Origin of the sequence: Thermocatellispora tengchongensis, from assembly GCF_014202315.1 — a bacterium.
GTDB classification, from domain to species: Bacteria; Actinomycetota; Actinomycetes; order Streptosporangiales; family Streptosporangiaceae; genus Thermocatellispora; species Thermocatellispora tengchongensis.
In genome coordinates this window covers 42079-66097 of sequence record NZ_JACHGN010000037.1, presented here as the reverse complement: position 1 = coordinate 66097, position 24019 = coordinate 42079, and the positions used below count along the sequence as shown (strand labels likewise).

The following is a 24019-nucleotide window of genomic DNA, read 5'->3' as shown; positions in this document are numbered from 1 at the left end:
TCACGGCGTGCCGAACTCCCTGTCGATGAGATCGAAGATCTCCTCGTCGGTCGCGCCGCGGAGGTCGTCGTACTCCGATTCGTACGTCCGTTCGTACTGCGGGGCGTGGCCGGGCCCGCTGCCGTTCGCGGCGCCGTTGCCGTTCACGTGGCCGCCGGGCCCGGCCAGGCGGGCCGCCAGCGCGGCCAGCCTCTGGTGGACCAGGCCGCGTTCCGGCCCGTCGGGCGGCAGCGCGGCGACGGCGGCCTCCAGCCGGTCCAGCTCGGCCTGGACGGACGGCTCCTCACCGCCGGCCAGCTCGGCGCGCAGGTGCCGGGCGAGCGCGGCCGGGGTGGGGTGGTCGAACACCAGCGTGACCGGCAGGCGCAGGCCGGTGGCGGCGTTGAGCCGGTTGCGCAGATCCACCGCGCTCAGCGACTCGAAGCCCAGGTCCTTGAACGGGCGGTCGGCGGCGACCGCGTCCGGCGAGGCATGGCCCAGCACCGCGGCGACCTGGCCGGTGACCAGTTCCAGCAGGGCCTGCTCCTGCTCCGCGGGCGGCAGCCCGGCCAGGCGCCCGGCCCAGGAGGAGCCCTCGCCCGGCTCGGGCGGCGCGTCCAGGATGCCGCGCACCTCCTCGATCCCCGCGAGCAGCGGCCGGGACCGGGCCGAGGCGAACACCGGGGCGAAGACCTTCCAGTCCACGTCGGCCACGGTCACGAAGGTCTCGTCCGCGGCGACCACCGCGTCCAGCGCGGCCAGGGCCCGCTCCGGGTCGAGGAACGGCAGGCCCTGACGGCGCAGGTGCGCCTCGTCCACCTCGGGGGACATCCGCTCGCTCTCCCACACGCCCCACGCGATGGAGGTCGCGGGCCTGCCCCGGGACCTGCGGTGCTCGGCGAAGGCGTCCAGGTAGGCGTTGGCCACGGCGTACGCGCCGTGGTCGCCGCTGCCCCACACGCCGGCGACCGACGAAAAGCAGATGAAGTGGTCGAGCCGGGCGGGATCGAGCAGTTCGTCCAGGTGCCGGACGCCGCTCACCTTGGCCGCCATCGCCGCGCCGAACTCGGCGAGCGTCGCGGTGGCCAGCGGCGCCAGCCGGGCTGCCGTGGCGGCGTGCACGACGGTGCGCACGGTGTGCCCCTGCTCGCGCAGCCGCTCCAGCATCCCCGCGACCGCCTCGCGGTCGGCCACGTCACAGGCCACGGCCGTGGCCGGGGTGCCCAGGTCCGCCAGCTCGCGCACCAGCTCGTCCGCGCCGGGGGCGGCGGGCCCGCGCCGGCTGACCAGCACGACGTGCTCCGCGCCGCGCCGGGCCAGCCAGCGGGCGAGGTACGGGGCCAGGGCGCCCGTGCCGCCGACGAGCAGCGCGGTGCCGCGCAGACGCGGCTCCCCCGCGGGCCCGGCGTCGCCGAGCGGGGCGCGGACGAGCCGGCGCGCGAACACCCCCGAGGGGCGCACCGCCACCTGGTCCTCCTCGCCGAGCCCCGCCAGCACGGCGCACACCCGCGCGCCCGTCGCGTCGTCCAGGCTCTCCGGCAGGTCCACCAGGCCGCCCCACAGCCCGGGGTGCTCCAGCGCCACGACCCGGCCCAGGCCCCAGACCTGCGCGTGCGCCGGACGCCGCAGCGGATCGTCCGGGCCGGTGGAGACCGCCCCGCGGGTGACCGACCACAGCGGCGCCCGCGCCCCGGCCTCCACCATCGCCCGCACCAGGGCCAGCGTCCCGGCGACCCCGCCGGGCACCCCCTCCGGCCCCGGCCGCTCGTCCAGCGCGAGCAGCGACAGCACCCCGGCGGGCTCGGACGCCAGCCGGTGCGCCAGCACGTCCCGTCCGGGCGCGCCCGGATCGACCACCACGGTCACCGGCACCGCGCCGTGCCGCTCCAGCGCCTTCACGCACGCCGCCACGGCGTCGTCCTCGGCGTGGCCCTCCGGCACGACGACCAGCCACCGTCCCGCCGGCACCGGCGCCTCCGGCGCGGCCACCGGCTCCCAGGAGATCGTGTACCGCAGCCCGTCCACGACCGCCCGCTCCCGGCGCCCCTTCCGCCAGCCCGCCAGGGCGGGCAGCACCGACCGCAACGGCGCGTCCCCGTCCACCTGAAACGTCCGGGCGAACCGGTCGAGGTCCCCGCTCTCGACCACGTCCCAGAAGGCGGCGTCCACCGGGTCCCGCCGCGTCCGCGACCGCTGCGCCAGCCAGTAGCGCTGGTGCTGGAAGGGGTACGTCGGCAGCTCGGCCGGGGTCGCCTGCACCTGCGGCCAGGTGATCTTGACGCCGTTGACGAACGCCTCCCCCACCGACAGCAGGAACCGGTCCAGGCCGCCCTGCTCGCGGCGCAACGTCCCCAGCGCCACGCCCTCGATGTTCATCGTCAGGACCGGATGCGGACTGACCTCGATGAAGACGGCATGCCCGTCTGCCTGGGCCGCCTGGACGGCCTCCTGGAACCGCACCCGCCGCCGGAGGTTGGTGTACCAGTAGCCACCGTCCAGATCGGTGGTGTCGATCAGCCCACCGGTGACCGTGGAGTAGAACGGCACTGCGGTGGACCGGGAGGCGACCTCGATCGCCCGCACCTCGCCTTCGATCCGCTCGACCTGCCCGCAGTGCGAGGCGTAGTCCACCGCGATCCGCCGCGCCCGCACCCCCTCGGCCTCACACTCCGCCACTAGCGCTTCCACAGCGGCGACGGGGCCGGAGACCACCGTTGCGGCGGGACCATTGACCGCCGCGACCTCCACCCCGTCATAGGCCGCGATCCGCCGCTCGACCCGCTCCGCAGGCTCGGCCACCGACGCCATCGCCCCCTGGCCCGCCAGCACCCGCAACGCCCGGCTCCGCAACGCCACCACCCGCGCCCCGTCCTCCAGGGAGACCGCGCCGCTCACCACCGCCGCCGCGATCTCGCCCTGCGAGTGCCCGATCACCCCACCCGGCTCGACCCCATAGGAACGCCACAGCTCGGCCAGGGCCACCATCACCGCCCACAACACCGGCTGGATCACATCCGCCCGCTCCGGGACCTCCGGTGACCGCAGCACCTGCTCCAGATCGAAGTCCACGAACGGCGCCAAAGCGCGCCCGCACTCCGCGACCCGCGCCGCGAACACCGGCGACTCATCCAGCAACGCCGCACCCATCCCCGCCCACTGCGACCCCTGACCGGGGAACACCAGCACCGGACGAGCAGGCGCACCCGCCACCCCCCGAACCAGCCAGGCATCCTCCCGCCCCTCGGCCAGCGCACGCAGACCCCCGGCACCGCTCACCACCACCGCGCGATGCTCGAACACCGCACGCGACCCCAACCCCGCCGCGACCGGAGCAAGACCCCGCTCCTCCACCACCGGCACCAGCCGGGCCGCCAGCTCCCGCAGCGCCCCCTCATCACGCGCCGACACCACCAGCGGAACCACGTCGGGCTCGGTGTTCTCCTCGGGCCGTGGCCCGGCGGGAGGCTCTTCGATCACGACATGGGCGTTGGTGCCGCTCACGCCGAAGGACGAGACGGCGGCGCGGCGCGGGCGATCCGTAGCAGGCCACTCACGGGCCTCGGTCAGCAGCTCCACCGAGCCGGCCGACCAGTCCACATGCGGCGTCGGCGCATCGACGTGCAGCGTCCTCGGCAGCACCCCGTGCCGCATCGCCTGCACCATCTTGATCACACCGGCCACACCCGCCGCCGCCTGCGTGTGCCCCAGGTTCGACTTGATCGACCCCAGCCACAGCGGCCGGTCCCGGTCCTGCCCATAGGTGGCGATGAGCGCCTGCGCCTCGATCGGGTCGCCCAGCGCCGTCCCCGTCCCATGCGCCTCCACCGCGTCCACCTCGGACGGCGACAAACCCGCGCTCGCCAAAGCCTGCCGGATCACCCGCTCCTGCGACGGCCCGTTCGGCGCCGTCAGCCCGTTCGACGCCCCGTCCTGGTTCACCGCACTGCCGCGCACTACCGCCAGCACCCGGTGGCCCAGCCGCCGCGCGTCCGACAGCCGTTCCACCACCAGGACGCCGGCCCCCTCCGACCAGGAGGTGCCGTCGGCGGCGGCGGCGAACGACTTGCACCGGCCGTCCGACGCGAGGCCGCGCTGACGGCTGAACTCGATGAACGGCGTGGGGGTGGGCATGACGGTCACGCCGCCGGCCAGGGCCAGGGAGCACTCCCCCGCCCGCAGCGCCTGCGCCGCCAGGTGCAGGGCGACCAGTGAGGTGGAGCAGGCGGTGTCCACGGTGACGGCGGGCCCCTCCAGCCCCAGCGTGTACGCCACCCGGCCGGTGGCGACGCTGCCCGCGTTGCCGGACAGCACGTAGCCTTCGAGTTCGCCGTCGAGCTCCCCGGCGTCGGTCAGGTAGTCGTGGTACATGACGCCGGCGAAGACGCCGGTGTCGGTGCCGCGCAGCGCGGTCGGGTCGATGCCCGCCTGTTCCAGGGCCTCCCACGAGGTCTCCAGCAGCAACCGCTGCTGCGGGTCCATCGCCAGCGCCTCACGCGGCGAGATCCCGAAGAACCCGGCGTCGAACCCGGCCGCGTCCTCCAGGAACCCGCCCACCCGGACGTAGCTCTTCCCGGCCCGATCCGGGTCGGGGTCGTACAGTCCCGCCAGGTCCCAGCCCCGGTCGGCCGGGAACTCGCCGATCGCGTCGCGCTCCCCGGCGACCAGCTCCCACAACTCCTCCGGCGAGGACACGCCGCCCGGGAAGCGGCAGGCCATGCCGACGATCGCGATCGGCTCGTCCGCCGCGGCGGGCGGCGCCGCCGGGGCGGGCCCGGAGCGTACGGCGCCGGACAGCTCCTCGTGCAGGCGGCGCGCCACGGCCTCGGGGGTCGGGTGGTCGAACACGACCGTGGTGGGCAGGCGCGCTCCGGTGGCGGCGTTGAGCCGGTTGCGGAGCTGCACCGCGAGCAGGGAGTCGAACCCGAGGTCCTTGAAGGCGCGTCCCGCCTCGACCGCGCCCGCGTCGGCGTGTCCGAGCACGGCGGCGACCTGGGCGCGTACCAGGTCGAGCAGCAGGCGCTCGCGTTCGGCCTCGGGCAGCCCGGCCATCCGCCGCCGCAGGGTCGCGTCCGCAGGAGCCGAGTCCCGCCGTGCGGCAGGCCGGGCGAGGCCGCGCAGCAGCGGCGGCACCGGCTCGGCCAGGCGGCGCGGGTCCAGGAGGGCGGGCACGACCACCGCCGCGTCCACGCCCATGGCGGCGTCGAGCAGGGCCAGGCCGTCCGCCGTGGGCATCGCGCCCACCCCGGCGTCACGCCACCATCCGACCTCGCGCTCCGCCAGGTCCCCGGTGAGAGCGGTGCGCTGCTCCCAGCCGCCCCACGCGAGGGACTGCGCCGGAAGGCCGAGCGAGCGGCGATGCGCGGCGAGGGCGTCCAGGAAGGCGTTGGCGGCGGCGTAGTTGGCCTGTCCCGGGGCGCCCAGGACGCCCGACAGCGAGGAGAACAGCACGAACGCGGACAGGTCCCGGTCCCGGGTCAGCTCGTGCAGGTGCAGGGCGCCCACCGCCTTGGGGCGCAGCACCGCCTCGACGCGCTCGGGCTCCATCGATTCGAGCACGCCGTCGTCCAGGACGGCGGCCGTGTGGAACACGCCGGTCAGCGGCCGATCGTCGGGCACCCGCCCGAGCAGGGCGGCCAGTGCGTCCCGGTCGGCGACGTCGCACGCGGCCACGGTCACCGTCGCTCCGGCTCCGGTCAGCTCGGCGGCCAGCTCATCCGCGCCGGGCGCGTCCGGACCGCGCCGGCTCACCAGCAGGAGATGCCGTACGCCGTGCGCGCGCACGAGGTGCCGGGCGACCTCGCCGCCCAGGCTCCCGGTGCCGCCGGTGATCAGCACGGTGCCGTCCGGGTCGAGCGCGACCCGCCCGGGGGCCGCCGGCTGAGTCGAGCGCACCAGCCGGGGGACGTACGCCCGCCCGTCCCGGATCGCGATCTGCGGCTCACCGGACGCGACGGCACGTGCCGCCGCATCGGAAGCATCTTCGGGGGCATCGTCGTCGGTGTCCACCAGCACGAACCGGCCCGGGTGCTCGGACTGGGCCGAGCGGAGCAGGCCCCAGACCGGCGCCTGGGCGAGATCGACCCGCTCGCCCGGTGACCCGGTGGCCACGGCGCGGCGGGTGACCACGACCATCGGCCCGTCCCGGTCCTCGGCCAGCCGGTTCCGCACCTGCTCCAGCGCCCACCGAGCCGCCTCCCCGGGGCTCGCGACGTCCGGGCAGGCGAGCACGGTCACGTCCGTGGCGGGCGTGGACGGCGCGCCGGCGAGCGGCGTCCAGGCGATCTCGAACAGACCGGCGGGGGTGACGCCGAGCTGCCGTTCGGAGACGGGCCGGACCGCGAGCGCGTCCGCCGAGAGCACCGGGCGTCCCCGGTCGTCGGCGGCCAGGAGCCGGATGCCGCCGTCCCCGGCGGGCCGCAGCAGCACGCGCAGCGCCGTCGCGCCCGCCCCGTGCCGGCGCACGCCGGTCCAGGCGAAGGGGAGCAGGACCTCCCCCGCGCCGGGCGTCCGGGCGAAGCTCCCCAGCCCGACGGCGTGCAGGGCGGCGTCGAGCAGCGCGGGGTGCACGGCGTACGCGGCGGCGTCCTGCTCGCCGGGCAGGCTCACCTCGGCGTACACCTCTTCGCCGCGCCGCCATGCCGCCCGCAGGCCCTGGAAGGAGGGCCCGTAGTCGTAGCCCTGCCCGGCCAGCTCGTCGTAACGGCCGTCCACGTCAACCGGCACCGCTCCCGGCGGCGGCCACGCCGTCAGGTCGTCCGCGAAGTCGTCCGGGCCGGTGCCCGCCCGCACCACGCCGGTGGCGTGGCAGGTCCACGGCGTACCGGGCGGCGCGTCCTCCGGCCGGGAGTGCACGCCGACCGTGCGCCGCCCCGCCTCGTCCTCCGCCCCCGCCACGAGCTGAAGGTGCACGCCGCCGCGCTCCGGCACCGCCAGCGGCGCCTGCAACGTGAGTTCCTCGATCTCGCCGCCCGCCCGCAGCGCCAGCTCGACGAACGCCGTCCCGGGGACGAGGACCCGGCCCCACACCGCGTGATCCGCCAGCCACGGGTGGCTCTCCAGCGAGATCCGCCCGGTCCAGGTCATTCCGCCCCCCTCGGCCGCGTCCAGCGCCGCCCCGAGCAAGGGGTGCCCGCCGGGGACCAGGCCGAGATTGCGGGCGTCCGCACGCAGCGGCGGCGCGTCCAGCCAGTAGCGCTGGTGCTGGAAGGGGTACGTGGGCAGCTCCGCCGGGGCCGCGTGGACCGGGGGCCAGGTGACCTCGACGCCGTTGACGAACGCCTCGCCCACCGACAGCAGGAACCGGTCCAGGCCGCCCTGCTCGCGCCGCAACGTCCCCAGCGCCACCCCGTCGATGTTCATCGTCAGGACCGGATGCGGACTCACCTCGATGAAGACCGTGTAGCCATCCGCCTGCGCCGCCTGGACCGCCTCCTGGAAACGCACCCGCCGCCGCAGGTTGGTGTACCAATAGCCACCGTCCAGATCGGTGGTGTCGATCAGCCCACCCGTGACCGTGGAGTAGAACGGCACGCCCGTTGAGTCCGGCGCGACCTGGATCGCACGCACCTGCTCCTCGATACGCTCGACCTGAGCGCAGTGCGAGGCGTAGTCCACCGCGATCCGCCGCGCCCGCACCCCCTCGGCCTCACACCCCGCCACGAGCGCTTCCACAGCGGCGACAGGGCCGGAGACCACCGTCGCGGCCGGGCCGTTGACCGCCGCGACCTCCACCCCGTCATAGGCCGCGATCCGCCGCTCGACCCGCTCCACCGGCTCGGCCACCGACGCCATCGCGCCCGCACCCGCCAGCACCCGCAACGCCCGGCTCCGCAACGCCACCACCCGCGCCCCGTCCTCCAGGGACAGCACGCCGCTCACCACCGCCGCCGCGATCTCGCCCTGCGAGTGCCCGATCACCCCACCCGGCTCGACCCCATAAGAGCGCCACAGCTCGGCCAGGGCCACCATCACCGCCCACAACACCGGCTGGATCACATCCGCCCGCTCCGGGACCTCCGGTGACCGCAGCACCTCCTGAAGGTCGAAGTCCACGAACGGGGCCATAGCGCGCCCGCACTCCGCGATCCGCGCCGCGAACACCGGCGACTCATCCAATAGCGCCGCACCCATCCCGGCCCACTGCGACCCCTGACCGGGGAAGACCAGCACCGGACGAGCGGGCGCACCCGCCACCCCCCGCACCAGCCAGGCATCCTCCCGCCCCTCGGCCAGCGCACGCAGACCCGCCGCACCACTCACCACCACCGCGCGATGCTCGAACACCGCACGCGACCCCAACCCCGCCGCGACCGGAGCAAGACCCCGCTCCTCCACCACCGGCACCAGCCGGGCCGCCAGCTCCCGCAGCGCCCCCTCATCACGTGCCGACACCACCAGCGGCACGACCCCCGGCATGGCCTCCGGCGGGGACGCCTCCTCCTCGGGCGCCTCCTCCAGCACCACGTGCGCGTTCGTCCCGCTCATCCCGAACGACGAGACGGCGGCGCGGCGCGACCGATCGGCGGCCGGCCACTCACGCGCCTCGGTCAGCAGCTCCACCGAGCCCGCCGACCAGTCCACATGCGGCGTCGGCGCGTCAACATGCAAGGTCCTCGGCAGCACCCCGTGCCGCATCGCCTGCACCATCTTGATCACACCGGCCACACCCGCCGCCGCCTGGGCGTGCCCGATGTTCGACTTGATCGAACCGAGCAGCAGCGGCCGGTCCCGGTCCTGCCCATAGGTGGCGATGAGCGCCTGCGCCTCGATCGGGTCGCCCAGCGCCGTCCCCGTCCCGTGCGCCTCCACCGCGTCCACCTCGGACGGCGACAGGCCCGCGCTCGCCAAAGCCTGCCGGATCACCCGCTCCTGCGACGGCCCGTTCGGCGCCGTCAGCCCGTTCGACGCCCCATCCTGGTTCACCGCGCTACCCCGGATCACCGCCAGCACCCGGTGACCCTGCCGCCGCGCGTCCGACAGCCGCTCCACCACCAGCATCCCGACGCCCTCGGCGGCGCCGAAGCCGTTGGCGCCGGCGGCGAAGGAGCGGGAGCGGCCGTCGGGGGACAGCCCGCGCTGGCGGCTGAAGTAGCGGAACATGTCCGGGGTGGACATGACCGCGATGCCGCCGGCCAGGGCCAGGGAGCATTCGCCCTGCCGCAGCGCCTGCGCGGCGAGGTGCAAGGCGACCAGCGAGGACGAGCACGCCGTGTCCACGGTGAGCGTGGGGCCCTCCAGCCCCAGCGTGTACGCCACCCGCCCCGACGCCACACTCGCCGTCGTGCCGGTCAGCAGGTGGCCGTCGTACCCGGCGGGCGGCTCGGCGAGCCGGGTGAGGTAGTCCTGGTAGCTCAGGCCGACGAACACGCCCGTGCGGCTGCCGCGCAGCCTGGACGGGTCGAGGCCCGCCCGTTCGAACGCCTCCCAGGACGCCTCCAGCAGCAGCCGCTGCTGCGGGTCCATGGCGGTGGCCTCGCGGGGCGAGATGCCGAAGAACGCCGCGTCGAAGCCGGCCGCGTCGTACAGGAACCCGCCGTGCCGGACGTAGCTCTTGCCGTCCTTGTCGGGATCGGGGTCGTAGAGGGCGTCCAGGTCCCAGCCCCGGTCGCGCGGGAACTCGCCGATGGCGTCGCGCTCCCCGGCGACCAGCTCCCACAACTCCTCCGGCGAGGTCACGCCACCGGGGTACCGGCAGGCCATGCCCACGATCGCGATCGGCTCGTCGGTGTGGGTCAGCAGGGCGGGCGCTGCCTCACGGCGCCGCCCGAGCACCTGGTCCCGCAGGTACGCCGCGAGTCCGGCCGGGGTCGGGTGGTCGTAGACGACGGTGGCCGGCAGGCGGACGCCGGTGGCGGCGTTGAGCCGGTTGCGGAGCTGCACGGCCAGCAGCGAGTCGAATCCGAGATCCTTGAACGAGCGCTCGACCGCCACCGCCCCGGCGGAGTCGTGGCCGAGCGTGGCGGCGACGTGCTCGCGTATGAGGTCGGCGACGGCCCGGTCCTGCTCGGCGGGCGTCATCGCGGCCAGGCGGGCCGCGAACCAGGCCGCCCCGGTACGCGCCTCGGCGAGCACGGCCTCCGCGGCCTCCTGCGCCCGGCGCGCCTCCGGCACGGACGTGATCAGGGGACGAGGGCGCGCGGCGGTGAAGGCGACGAACAGCCGCTCCCAGTCGATGTCGGCCACGACGAGGGCGTCCTCGCCGTGGTCGAGCGCGTCCCGCAGGGCGAGCAGCGCCAGGTCGGGCGCCATCTCGCGCAGGCCGTGCCGACGCCGGATCTCCTCGTTCTCGCCCGCCTCGCCACCGGTCCACGGCCCCCAGTGGACGACGGTGGCGGGCCTGCCCTCCGCCCGGCGGCGCTCGGCGAGCGCTTCGAGCCGGGCGTGTCCCGTGGCGACGGCGCCCCGCCCGGGGACGCCGAGCGTGCCCGCGAGCGAGGAGAACAGCACGAACGCGCTCAGATCGAGGTCCCGGGTCAGCTCGTCGAGCGCCTCGGCGCCCGCCGCCGTGTCCAGCTCGGCGGGGTCCAGGGACTCCAGCGGGCGGTCTCCGGCCGCGTCACCGGCGTGGATCACCGCCGTCAGCGGGTGTTCCCCGGGGATGCTCCGCAGCAGCGCGGCGAGGGCGTCGCGGTCGGCGGGGTCGTCGATCGTGACGACGTTCGGGGCGTCCAGGCCGCGCAGCCAGCCGGCCACGTGGGCGCGGGCGGGTGAGGTCCCGGCGACCAGGACGGTACCGGCGGGCCGCCACGCGTGCGCACCGGCGGTCCCGGCGAGCGGGGCGCGTACCAGCCTGCGGGCCAGGATTCCGGCCGGGCGGATCGCGACCTGGTCCTCGCCGGGCGCACCCGCGAGCACGGCGGCGAGGCGGGCCGCGGCGGCGGCGTCCAGGTGCCTCGGCAGGTCCACCAGGCCGCCCCACCGCTCCGGCAACTCCAGCCCGATCACCCGGCCCAGCCCCCACACGGCGGCCTGATCCGGGTCGCTCGCCGGGTCGCCGCCGACGGAGACCGCGCCTCTGGTCACCGACCACAGCGGGGCGTCGATGCCCGCGTCGCCGAGCGCCCGCGCCAGCGTCAGCGTCTCGGCCGCGCCGAGCAGGGACACCACGCCGGTGACATCCGGTACGCCGTCGATCCGGTCGGGCCCGGCAAGCACGACCGGTTCCGCCCCGTGCCGCCGCAGCGCCTCCTCCACGAAGGCGGCCGTCTCGCCCGTGGGCCCGGCCACGACCCAGGTACCGGCGAGCGCCGCGCCATCGGGGTCGGGCGTCTCCCGCCACGAGATCCGGTACCGACAGCCGTCCACGGTGGCGCGGGCGCGGCGTCCCCTGCGCCACGCGGTCAGCGCGGGAAGCGCCGCGCCGAGCGCGCCGTCATCGCCGGTCCGGAGGGTCTCGCTCAGGGTGGGCAGGTCCGCACGCTCGACCGCGTCCCAGAACCGCGCCTCGTCCGGATCGGCCCCGGCCGTCGCGGGAGCGGTCTCCAGCCAGTAGCGCCGGTGCTGGAAGGGGTACGTGGGCAACTCCGCCGGGGCCGCCTGGACCGGCGGCCAGGTGACCTCCACGCCGTTGACGAACGCCTCGCCCACCGACAGCAAGAAGCGGTCCAGGCCGCCCTGTTCGCGGCGCAATGTCCCCAGCGCCACGCCCTCGATGTTCATCGTCAGGACCGGATGCGGGCTGACCTCGATGAAGACGGTGTGGCCATCCGCCTGGGCCGCTTCCACGGCCTGCTGGAACCGCACCCGCTGCCGCAGGTTGGTGTACCAATAGCCACCGTCCAGATCGGTGGTGTCGATCAGTCCGCCCGTGACGGTGGAGTAGAACGGCACGCCCGTTGAGTTCGAGGCGACCTGGATCGCACGCACCTCGTCCTCGATCCGCTCGACCTGAGCGCAGTGCGAGGCGTAGTCCACCGCGATCCGCCGCGCCCGCACCCCCTCGACCTCGCACTCCGCCACGAGCGCTTCGACGGCGGCGACGGGGCCGGAGACCACCGTCGCGGCCGGGCCGTTGACGGCTGCGACCTCCACCCCGTCATAGGCCGCGATCCGCCGCTCGACCCGCTCCGCAGGCTCGGCCACCGACGCCATCGCGCCCTGGCCCGCCAGCACCCGCAACGCCCGGCTCCGCAACGCCACCACCCGCGCCCCGTCCTCCAGGGACAGCGCGCCGCTCACCACCGCCGCCGCGATCTCGCCCTGCGAGTGCCCGATCACCCCACCCGGCTCGACCCCATAAGAGCGCCACAGCTCGGCCAGGGCGACCATCACCGCCCACAACACCGGCTGGATCACATCCGCCCGCTCCGGGACCTCCGGTGACCGCAGCACCTGCTCCAGATCGAAGTCCACGAACGGGGCCAAAGCGCGCCCGCACTCCGCGATCCGCGCCGCGAACACCGGCGACTCATCCAACAGGACCGCGCCCATCCCGGCCCACTGCGACCCCTGACCGGGGAACACCAGCACGGGACGAGCGGGCGCACCCGCCACTCCACGCACCAGCCAGGCGTCCTCCCGCCCCTCGGCCAGCGCACGCAGACCCGCCGCACCGCTCACCACCACCGCGCGGTGCTCGAACACCGCACGCGACCTCAACCCCGCCGCGACCGGAGCAAGACCCCGCTCCTCCACCACCGGCACCAGCCGGGCCGCCAGCTCCCGCAGCGCCCCCTCATCACGCGCCGACACCACCAGCGGCACCACCTCCGGCATGGCCTCCGGCGGGACCGCCTCCTCCTCGGGAGCCTCCTCCAGCACCACGTGTGCGTTCGTCCCGCTGATTCCGAAGGATGACACGGCGGCGCGGCGCGGGCGATCGGCGGCCGGCCAGTCACGGGCCTCGGTCAGCAGCTCCACCGAACCCGCCGACCAGTCCACATGCGGCGTCGGCGCGTCAACATGCAAGGTCCTCGGCAGCACGCCGTGCCGCATCGCCTGCACCATCTTGATGACGCCGCCGACCCCGGCCGCCGCCTGGGCGTGCCCGATGTTCGACTTCAGGGACCCGAGCCACAGCGGCCGGTCGCGGTCCCTGCCATAGGCGGCGATCAGGGCCTCGGCCTCGATGGGGTCGCCCAGGGTGGTGCCGGTGCCGTGGGCCTCGACGGCGTCCACGTCGGACGGTGCCAGGCCCGCGCTCGCCAGCGCCTCGCGGATGACCCGCTCCTGGGAGGGGCCGTTGGGGGCGGTCAGGCCGTTGGAGGCGCCGTCCTGGTTGACCGCGCTGCCCCGGATCACCGCCAGCACGCGGTGGCCCAGGCGGCGCGCGTCCGACAGCCGCTCCACCACCAGGACGCCGACGCCCTCGGCCCAGGCGGTGCCGTCGGCGGCGGCGGCGAAGGACTTGCACCGGCCGTCCGGCGCGAGGCCGCGCTGCCGGCTGAACTCCACGAACATGCCGGGGTTGGCCATGACGGTGACGCCTCCGGCCAGGGCCAGGGCGCACTCGCCGGCGCGGAGGGCGCGTACCGCCTGGTGCAGGGCCACCAGGGACGAGGAGCAGGCCGTGTCCACGGTGACCGCGGGCCCTTCCAGGCCCAGGGCGTACGCCACCCGCCCGGAGACGACGCTGGCGGTGGTCCCGGTCAGCAGGTGCCCCTCGAACCCCTCGGGGGCGGCGTACAGCGGGGCGGCGTAGTCCTGGGCGATGGCGCCGACGAACACGCCGGTGTGGCTGCCGCGCAGCGACCGCGGGTCGATGCCGGCCCGTTCCACCGCCTCCCAGGACGTCTCCAGCAGCAGGCGCTGCTGCGGGTCCATCGCCAGGGCCTCGTGCGGCGAGATCCCGAAGAACCCGGCGTCGAACCCGGCCGCGTCCTCCAGGAAGCCGCCGTGCCGGACGTAGCTCTTCCCCGGCCTGTCGGGGTCGGGGTCGTACAGGCTCTCCACGTCCCAGCCCCGGTCGGCGGGGAACTCCCCGATCGCGTCGCGCTCTCCGGCGACCAGCTCCCACAGCTCCTCCGGGGAGGACACGCCGCCGGGGAACCGGCACGCCATGCCGACCACGGCGATGGGCTCGCGGTCGCGTTCCTCCAGGTCGCGCAGGCGCTTGCGCGTCTCGTGCAGCTCGACGGTCACGCGCCTCAGGTATTCGACGACCTGCTCGTTGTCCGTCATCCCCCGGCCCCCAGTTCCTCGTCGATGAAGCTGAGCAGTTCGGCCACCGAGGCCGTCTGGAGCCGCCCGGCGACCTCGCCGTCGCCGTCGGCCGGTGGCGCGGACCAGGCCGCCACCTGGTCCGCGAGGGCCTTGACGCGGGCGGCGACGCCGGCGCGCAGGGCGGCGTCGGCGGGCGCGCCGGCCAGGGCGGCGGCGAGGCGGTCCAGGTCGGCCAGGACGCCGCCGCCGGGGTCGGGCGTGCCGGGCGCCAGTTCGGCGGCCAGGTGCCGGGCGAGCGCGGCGGGCGTCGGGTGGTTGAACAGCAGGGCGGCCGGCAGGCGCAGGCCGGTGGCGGCGCCGAGGCGGTTGCGCAGCTCGACCGAGGTGAGCGAGTCGAAGCCCAGGTCCTTGAACGCCGCCTCGGCCTCGATGGCGCCGGCGTCGTCGTGCCCGAGGACGGCCGCGGCCTGGGCGCTGATCAGCTCCAGCACGGTGCGGACCCGGGCGTCGGGGTCGAGCGTGGCCAGCCGCTCGGCGAGCGCGGGCGTCGCGCCGGCCGTGCCCGGCGCCGATCCGGGTGCGGGGCCGGGCACGGTGGGCGGGACCAGGCCGCGGAAGATCGGCGCCGCGTCCGCGCCCGCGGCCCGTACGGCGGCGAGGTCGAGGCGGGCGGGCACGGCCACGGGCTCGTCCAGGGCCAGCGCGCGGTCGAACAGGGCGAGCCCTTCCGCGGTGGACAGGGGGGCGAGGCCGGCGCGGGCCATGCGGGACCGGTCGGCGAGGGCGAGCGAGGTGGTCATGCCCTCGGTCCATGGGCCCCAGGCCAGGGCGGTCGCCGGGAGCCCGTGGGCGCGCCGGTGCCGGGCCAGGGCCTCCAGGAAGGCGTTGGCGGCGGCGTACGCGGCCTGGCCCGCCCCGCCGAGCGTGGCCATGACCGAGGAGTACAGCACGAGCGCGGGCGGGTCGCCGTCGCGCGTGGCCCGGTGCAGGTTGAGCGCGCCGTCCACCTTGGGGCGGAGCACGGCGTCCAGGCTCTCGGGGGTGAGCCGGGAGACGGTGGCGTCGTCCAGCACGCCGGCGGCGTGGACCACGACCGCGGGCCGGTGCTCGGCCAGGAGCGCCGCCGTGGCGGCGGGGTCGGCGACGTCGCAGGCCGCGACGGTGATCCGCGGATCGGGGGCGGGCAGTTCCCGGCCGTTCCGCCCGGCCAGCACCACCCGGCGTACGCCGTGGGCGTCGATGAGGTGCCGGGCGAGCGCGCGCCCGAGCGCGCCCGTGCCGCCCGTGATCAGGACCGTGTCGCGGGGGCCGGGCCGGACGGGGACGGTGAGGGCGACCTTGCCCACGTGCCGGGCCTGGCTCAGGTGCCGGAAGGCGTCGGGGGCGCGGCGCAGGTCCCAGGTGGCGACGGGCAGCGGGGTCAGCGCGCCCCGGGCGAACAGGGCCAGCACCTCGCGCAGGAGGCGGCCGATGTGGGCGGGGTCGAGGTCCAGCAGGTCGAAGGCCCGGTAGCGCAGGTGCGGGTACGCCGCGGGGTCGCGCACGTCGGTCTTGCCCATCTCGACGAACCGGCCGCCGGGGCGCAGCAGCCGCAGGGAGGCGTCCACCAGGTCCCCGGCGAGGGAGTTGAGCACGACGTCCACGTCCTGGCCGCCGAACCGCCGCTCGAACTCGGCGGTGCGGGAGGAGGCCAGGTGGGTGCCGGGCACGCCCAGGGCGCGTACCTCGTCCCACTTGCCGGGGCTCGCGGTGGCGAGCACCCGCGCGCCGAGGTGCCGGGCGAGCTGGACCGCGGCCATGCCGACGCCGCCGGCCGCGGAGTGGATCAGCACGGTCTCCCCGGCGCGAAGCCCGGCCAGCTCCACCAGCGCGTGGTAGGCGGTGAGGAAGGCGATGGGGGTGGTGGCGGCCCGCGCGTAGGACCACCCGGCGGGGATGTGAGCGATGGCGCGCTCGTCGGCCACGGCGGTGGTGGCGAAGGCGTGGGAGAACACGCCCATCACCCGGTCACCCGGCGCGTACGCGGTCACTCCGGGGCCGGTCTCGGCGACCACGCCCGCCCCTTCCAGTCCCAGCGTGCCTTCGCCGGGGTAGAGGCCGAGCGCGAGCATCACGTCGCGGAAGTTGACCCCGGCCGCGCGGACGTCGATGCGCACCTGGCCGGGGGCGAGCGGGGCGGCGGGGTCCGGGGCGGCGGTCAGGGACAGTCCCTCCAGGGTGCCGCTCGCGTCCGCGGCCAGCCGCCAGTGCGCGGCCCCGGCGGGCGGGAGCAGGTGGCGGGCGGGGCGGGCGAGCCGGGGCGCGCGGGCCGTCCCGGCGCGCAGCGCGAGCTGGGGTTCCCCGGTGGCCACGGCGGCGGCGAGTGCGCGCCCGGACTCCTCGTGCCCGTCGGTGTCCACCAGCACGATCCGGCCGGGGTGCTCGGTCTGGGCCGAGCGGGCCAGGCCCCACACGGCCGCCGCGGCGGGGTCGGCCGGGGCCTCGCGGTCGTCCACGGCGACGGCGCCGCGGGTGAGGAGCACCAGCGGCCCGCCGTCGGCGCCGTCCTCACCGTCATCGGTCACGGCGGCGCGCACCAGTTGCAGGGCCCGCTGGGCGATCTCGCGTACGGACGCGGCCGTCGGCTCGCCGCCGCCGGACAGGTGCGCGACCCGGGGCGCGGGCGCATCACCGGGCGCGAGCGGCAGCTCGGCCCACTCGACGGTGAACAGGGAGTCGGCGGGCGCGACGGGCGACGCGGCGGGGCGCAGCACCAGTGCGTCGATGGCCCCCACCGGGTGCCCGTGCTCGTCGGCCAGCGCGACCGACACGGCGCCGTCGCCCGCGGGCGTGACCGTGACGCGCAGCTCGCGCGCGCCGGTGCGGTGCAGCGAGACGCCCTCGAAGCCGAAGGGCACCACGGGGTCCCCGGCGCCCGCGCCGGCGAGCACCGCCGCCTGAAGGGCGGCGTCCAGCAGGGCGGGGTGCAGCCCGAACCCGGACCCGCCCATCCCCACGGGCAGGGCGGCCTCGGCGCGCGCGGCCCCGCCGTCTGCGGTGGCGGCGCGCAGGCCGCGGAAGGCCGGGCCGTAGCCGTAGCCGCGCGCGGCGAGCATCTGGTACGCCTCCGCCGCGTCCATCGTGTACGCCTCCGGGGGCGCGGGGGCGGCCTCGGCGGCGGGGGGTTCGGCCGGGGCGAGGGTCCCGGTGGCGTGCCTGGTCCACGGGGCGTCGTCGCCGGGCCGGGCGTAGCAGACCAGGGTCCGCCGACCGTCGGGGCCGGCCGGGCCCGCGGCGAGCTGGATCGCCAGGTCGCCGTCCGCGGGGAGCGGAAGGGGCGCCTCCAGGGTGAGCTCGGCCACGCGCGGGCAGCCGAGCCGGCCGCCGGCGTACAGGGCCATCTCCAGCAGGGCCGCGCCCGGCAGCAGCGTCGCGCCGCCCACGACGTGGTCGGCCAGCCAGGGGTGGGCCCCGCGCGAGAGGGTCCCGGTGAACAGGGTCTCGCCGGTGACGGCGGAGGGGACGGGGCCGCCGAGGAAGGGGTGCGCGTCCTCCGCACCACCCGGCGCGAGCCAGTAGCGCCGCCGCTGGAACGGGTAGGTCGGCAGCTCGGTGAGCCGGGCGCCGGCGAAGTACGCGGCCCAGTCCACTGCGACGCCGCGCACGTGGGCGCGGGCCACGGCGGCGGCGAGTGCGTCCGGCTCGGGCCGATCGGCCCGCGTCACCGGCAGGAACGCCGCGCCGGGTCCCGCGCATTCGGGGCCGAGCGCGCTCAGCACCCCGTCGGGGCCCAGCTCCACGAAGGTGCGCGCCCCGTCCTCGTACAGCCGCCGCACGGCGTCGGCGAAGCGGACCGGCTCGCGCACCTGCCGCACCCAGTACGCCGGGTCGGTGACGTCCGCCTCGCGGCCGGTGACCGTGGACACGATGGGGATGCGCGGCTCCGCGTACGCCAGGCTCTCGGCGACCTCGCGGAAGGCGGCGGACATTGCGTCCATCCGGGGCGAGTGGAAGGCGTGGCTGACGCGCAGCCGCCGAGTCCTGCGGCCCAGGGCGGCGAAGTGCCCGGCCACGGCCAGGACGTCCGGCTCGTCACCGGAGACCACCACGGCCCCCGGCCCGTTGACCGCGGCCAGCGCGACCCGCTCGGTGAGCAGCGGGACGACCTCCTCCTCGCCCGCCTCCAGCGCGGCCATCGCCCCGCCCGCGGGGAGCGCCTGCATCAGCCGGCCGCGGGCGGCGACCAGCCGGCACGTGTCGGCCAGGGAGAGCACCCCGGCCACGTGCGCGGCGGCCAGCTCGCCCACCGAGTGCCCGGCGAGGGCGGCGGGGCGCATGCCCCACTCCTCCAGCAGCCGGAACGCCGCCACCTCCATGGCGAACAGCGCGGCCTGGGTGTATGCGGTCTGGTCGAGCAGGGCGGACTCGGGGGTGCCGGGCTCGGCGAAGACGACCTCGCGCAGCGGCCGGTCCAGCAGGCCGTCCAGCCCGGCCCACACCTCCTCCAGCGCCCGCGCGAACGCGGGGAAGGCGGCGTACAGCTCGCGGCCCATGCCGGGGCGCTGCGCCCCCTGCCCGGTGAACAGGTACGCGAGCGCGCCGGAGGCGCCGGTGCCGCGGAACAGGCGGGGCGACTCACGGCCCTCGGCCAGTGCCCGCAGGGCGTCGCGGCGCTCGCCGGGGGTGGCGGCGACCACGGCGGCGCGGTGCTCGAAGGCGGCCCGCGCCGTGCCGAGGGTGAGTCCCACGTCGGCGGGGCGAGGATGGGCGGCCGACGCCACCAGGCGTGCCGCCTGCTCCCGCAGCGCGTCCTCCCCCGCCGCCGACAGCACCCACGGCACCGGCACCCCGGCCGGTTGCGGGGACGCGACCGGCCCGGGGGACACAGCCGGGGACGCGGCGGGGGACGCGGCCGGCTCGGGGACGTGCTCCAGGATCACATGCGCGTTGGTGCCGCTGATGCCGAAGGAGGAGACCGCCGCCCGCCGGGGCCGGCCGGCCAGCGGCCAGGGGCGGGCCTCGGTCAGCAGCGCGACCGCCCCGGCCGTCCAGTCCACGTGCGGGGTCGGCGCGTCCACGTGCAGGGTCGCCGGCAGCTCGCCGTGCCGCATGGCCTGCACCATCTTGATCATCCCGGCGACGCCCGCGGCGGCCTGGGTGTGCCCGATGTTGGACTTCAGCGAGCCCACCCACAGCGGCCGGCCGCGGTCGCGGCCGTAGACGTCGATCAGGGCCTCGGCCTCGATCGGGTCGCCGAGGGTGGTCCCGGTGCCGTGCGCCTCCACGGCGTCCAGGTCGGCGGGGCCGAGGCGGGCGTCGGCGAGGGCCTGGCGGATCACCCGCCGCTGCGACAGGCCGTTCGGGGCGGTCAGCCCGTTGGACGCGCCGTCGGAGTTGACCGCGGTGCCGCGGATGACCGCCAGCACGGGGTGGCCGTTGCGGCGGGCGTCCGACAGCCGCTCCAGGACCAGCATCCCGGCGCCCTCGGCCCACGCGGTGCCGTCGGCGGCGGCGGCGAACGGCTTGCACCGGCCGTCGGGGGCCAGGCCGCGCTGCCTGCTGAACTCCACGAACATCCCGGGCGTGGACATCACGGTCGCGCCGCCCGCGAGGGCGAGCCCGCACTCCCCCTGCCGCAGCGCGCGCACGGCCAGGTGCACCGCGACCAGGGAGGACGAGCACGCGGTGTCCACGGTGAGGGCGGCGCCCTCCAGGCCGTAGGCGTAGGCGATCCGGCCGGAGGCGACCGAGCCCGCGGTGCCGGTCAGCCCGTAGCCCGCGACGCCGCCTGACGCCTCGTGCAGGCGCGGGCCGTAGTCGGTGGCCATCGCCCCGACGAACACGCCGGTGCGGCTGCCGCGCAGCGAGCGGGGGTCCATCCCGGCCCGCTCGAACGCCTCCCAGGCGGTCTCCAGCAGCAGCCGCTGCTGCGGGTCCATGGCCAGGGCCTCGCGGGGCGAGATGCCGAACAGACCGGCGTCGAACTCCCCGGCGTCGTGCAGGAAGCCGCCGTGGCGGGTGTAGGTGGCGCCGGGGCGGTCGGGGTCGGGGTCGAACAGGCTCGCCAGGTCCCAGCCTCGGTCGGCGGGGAACTCCGAGATCGCGTCGCGCCCGGCGCGCACCAAATCCCACAGGTCGTCCGGGGAGAAGACGCCCCCGGGCAGGCGGCAGGCCATGCCCACGATCGCGATCGGCTCGGCGCCGGCGGCGGCCGGCTCCTCAGCCGGGGCCGCGGTGACGGGCGGCGTGCCGGTGGCGAGCGTACGGATGTGGTCGGCGAGCGCGGCCGGGGTCGGGTGGTCGAACAGGGCCGAGCCGGACAGGGGCAGGCCGGTCGCCGCGGCAAGCCGGTTGCGCAGCTCGACCGTCATCGGCGAGTCGAACCCCAGGTCGCGGAAGGCGCGCCCGGCGTCCACCTCCGCGGGCTCGTGGTGGCCGAGCACGGCCGCGACGTGCATGCGCACCAGCTCGCCGGGTTCCGCGACGACGGAGGGGGCGGCGGGCGGCGCGACCGCGGCCTCGCGGCGGGCGCCGGTGTCCAGCCAGTGCCGCTCGCGCTGGAAGGCGTACGTGGGCAGGTCGATCGGCCGGGCCCCGGTCCCGGCGAAGCACGGCGTCCAGTCCACCTCGGCCCCGGCGACGTGCGCCTCCGCCAGTGAGGTGAGGAAGCGGCCGGGCCCGCCCTCGTCGCGGCGTAACGTGCCGAGCACGGCCGCGCCGGGGACGGCGTCCTGCATGCCGCCGGTGAGCACGGGGTGGGGGCTGACCTCGATCAGCACGTCCGCGCCGATGCCGCGCACGGCGGCCTCGAAGCGGACCTGGTGCCGCAGGTTGCGGTACCAGTACGCGGCCGTCAGCTCCTCCCCGGCCAGCGGCCCGGCGGTGACGGCGGAGTGGAACGGGACCCGGGTCTCGCGCGGCCGGATCGGGGCCAGGGCGTCCAGTAGTTCCGCGCGCACCGCCTCGACCTGGGGGGAGTGCGAGGCGTAGTCCACCGCGACGCGGCGCGCGCGTACGCCCTCGGCCTCGCACGCCGCGACGAAGGCGGCCACCGCGCCGGGCTCGCCGGAGACCACGACCGAGTTCGGCCCGTTGACCGCGGCCACGGACAGCCCGGACGGCAGCCGGGCCTCCACCTCGGCGGCCGGCAGCGCCACCGAGGCCATCGCGCCGCGCCCGGCCAGCGCCACCAGGGCCCGGCCGCGCAGCGCGACCACCCGCGCGGCGTCGTGCAGGGTGAGCGCGCCCGCCACGTACGCGGCGGCGACCTCGCCCTGGCTGTGCCCGGTCACGGCGGCGGGCTCCACGCCGTACGCGCGCCACAGCCCGGCCAGCGACACCATCACCGCGAACAGCGCGGGCTGCACGACGTCCACCCGCTCCAGCGCGGCCGGGTCGCCCAGCGCGTCCAGCAGCGGCAGGTCCAGGTACGGGGCGAGGGCCTCGGCGCACTCGTCCATCAGATCGCGGAAGACCGGGGACGCCTCCAGCAGCGGCAGCGCCATGCCCGGCCACTGCGAGCCCTGCCCGGGGAACACGAAGGCGACCTCGCCGCCGCGCGCGACCCCCTCCACCAGGCCGGGGGCGGGCCTGCCCTCGGCCAGGGCGGCGAGCCCGCGCCCGAACCCCGCCCGGCCGGCGGCCAGCAGCACCGCGCGGTGCTCGAAGGCGGTGCGGGTGGTGGCGAGCGAGAGGCCGACGTCCTGGTCGCGGTGTCCGGGCACGTGCGCGAGCAGCCGGCGGGCCTGCTCGCGCAGCGCCGCCCGGCTCCGCCCCGAAACCGGCCACGGCAACGCTCCCAGGCCCCGTCCCACCGCTTCCTCAAAGACCTCCGGCACCTCGGAGACCTCCGGCACGGCGGCGGGGGCGGGTGGCTCGGCGAGCACCAGGTGGCAGTTGGTGCCGCCCATGCCGAACGAGCTGACCCCGGCCACCAGCGGCCGGTCCTCGCGCGGCCACGGCCCGGTCTCGGTCTGCACCCGAAGCCCCAGCTCGTCCAGCGGGGGACCGGGCCGCTCGAAGTGCAGGCTGGGCACGAGCCGCCGGTGCCTGATGCTCAGCACCGTCTTCACCAGCCCGGCGATGCCGCCCGCGCCCTCCAGGTGCCCGATGTTGGTCTTGACCGAGCCGACGCGCAGCGGGCCGCCGTCGCGGCCGGCGAACACGGCGCCGAGCGCCGCGGCCTCCACCGGGTCGCCGGCGACGGTGCCGCTGCCGTGCAGCTCGACGTGCTGCACGTCTTCGGGCCGCACCCCGGCGGCGGCGTACGCGCGGCGGATGACCTCCTCCTGCGCGTCGCGGTCGGGGGTGGTCAGGGTCTCGCCGCCGCCGTCGTTGTTGACCGCGCCGCCCAGGATCACGCAGTGCACCCGGTCGCCGTCGGCCAGGGCGCGGGCGAGCGGCTTGAGCACGAGCACCGCGCCGCCCTCGCCGCGTACGTACCCGTCGGCGGAGGCGTCGAAGGTCGCGCACCGGCCGCTGGGCGACAGCCCGCCGAACGCCGCCGACGTGGCCGCGCCCTCGACGGCCAGCACCAGGTTCACCCCGCCCACCAGCGCGATCTCGCACTCGCCGCGCAGCAGGCTCTCGGCCGCCAGGTGCACCGCGACCAATGAGGACGACTGCGCGGTGTCCACGACCAGGCTCGGGCCGCGCAGGCCGAGCGCGTAGGAGATCCGGTTGGCCAGCATGCCGCGGTGCAGCCCCGTCATCGCGTACGGCGAGCCGGCCGCGCCCTCGTGCCGGTGGGCCAGGGCGGCGTAGTCGTCCCAGATCGCGCCGACGAAGACCCCGGCACGGGCGCCCCGCAGCCGGTCGGGCACCACACGGGCGTCCTCCAGCGCCTCCCAGCCCAGTTCGAGCAGCAGCCGCTGGCGCGGGTCCATGGCCGCCGCCTGCCTGGCCGAGATGCCGAAGAAGCCGGCGTCGAAGCGGTCCACGTGCTCCAGGAACCCGCCCCGCCGGGCATGCGGCGGCACCGCCGCGAACCCCGGCTCGGCCTCCAGGCGCTCGCCGGGCAGATCCGACACAGCGTCGACGCCGTCGCGCAACAGCCCCCAGAACCCGGCCGCGTCAGAGGCCCCGGGAAAGCGGCAGGACAACCCCACCACCGCGACAGCGCCTCGCCCCCCGTACTCACTCACCAGAGAGAGTTCCCCCAGATCAAGGCGATGACAGACAACAAATCCCGCTAAATCCGGATCAAGCAGGGCTACATGATAAGCACCCTCTGTGACCCACAACACGTCCTTTTTTCGGCGGACGCGCGCCCCTTGGATGTGAGATTTGCAACTGCAACCATCTGCCACATCTTGACCATGAGAGAGGTACTATGGTCAGTTCCTTTACCGGGAGCCACCGACCCTCTTGACAGAGCCGAACCCCAGTGCTAGAGGGCCTTCAGCAGCACCGGAGAACGCCAACGCTCCCCCACCAGCCCATTCGGCCGGTTTTCACAGGTCACACAACACCGCATTCCGTCATGTCCGTAACCCGCCGCAACCCAACATTTCACGATTTATCGAAACAATGGCCGCGGGTAAATGCCGGCGCATTCCCACCCTCACTCCGGCACGGTCACAGATGTGCTGGACAATCCCCTCCGCACGACCGCACCAGGCCAGGCCGTGCCATACCGAACCGCGGCCACCGAGCGACCTCAGGCCACCCGCGCCACACCAGACCACGCCGCCCGGACACGGCCGGCCCGAACCGTGCTGGCCCATCCCGGACCGCACCGACCGAGCGAGCCCCCAGGCCGCGCCAGGCCAGACCAGCCGAACACGACCGGACCGGACCCGCGCTGGGCCCACCCGGCCGGCGGGGGGACGTGGGGTCGCGCTCCAGCTCGCGCGCGAACTCCTCCAGCTCAGCACCGCCCGCCATCAGGCCGGGCCGACCGGGTAGGCGTGGTGTGGGCTGTGCGTGATGAACCACGCCGAGGCCGCGGTCACGGGCCCAA

General features: G+C 76.3%; 2 protein-coding genes. Both read right to left on the bottom strand.

What is annotated here, in order from left to right; all coding sequences use genetic code 11:
• On the bottom strand, positions 1-14097 hold the full coding sequence (locus HNP84_RS54515; protein WP_185056984.1) for a type I polyketide synthase: 14097 nt from the start codon (positions 14095-14097) through the stop codon (positions 1-3).
• Complete coding sequence (locus HNP84_RS48790) at positions 14094-23201, bottom strand: SDR family NAD(P)-dependent oxidoreductase (RefSeq protein ID WP_312927365.1); 9108 nt, start codon at positions 23199-23201, stop codon at positions 14094-14096. Before HNP84_RS48790 ends, HNP84_RS54515 begins: the two co-directional genes overlap by 4 nt.
• Between the last annotated feature and the right edge of the window lie 818 nt (positions 23202-24019).

Coding starts and splice junctions, on each gene's coding strand:
- HNP84_RS54515 (WP_185056984.1), bottom strand. CDS start 14,097: ATGACGGACAACGAGCAGGTCGTCGAATACCTGAGGCGCGTGACCGTC.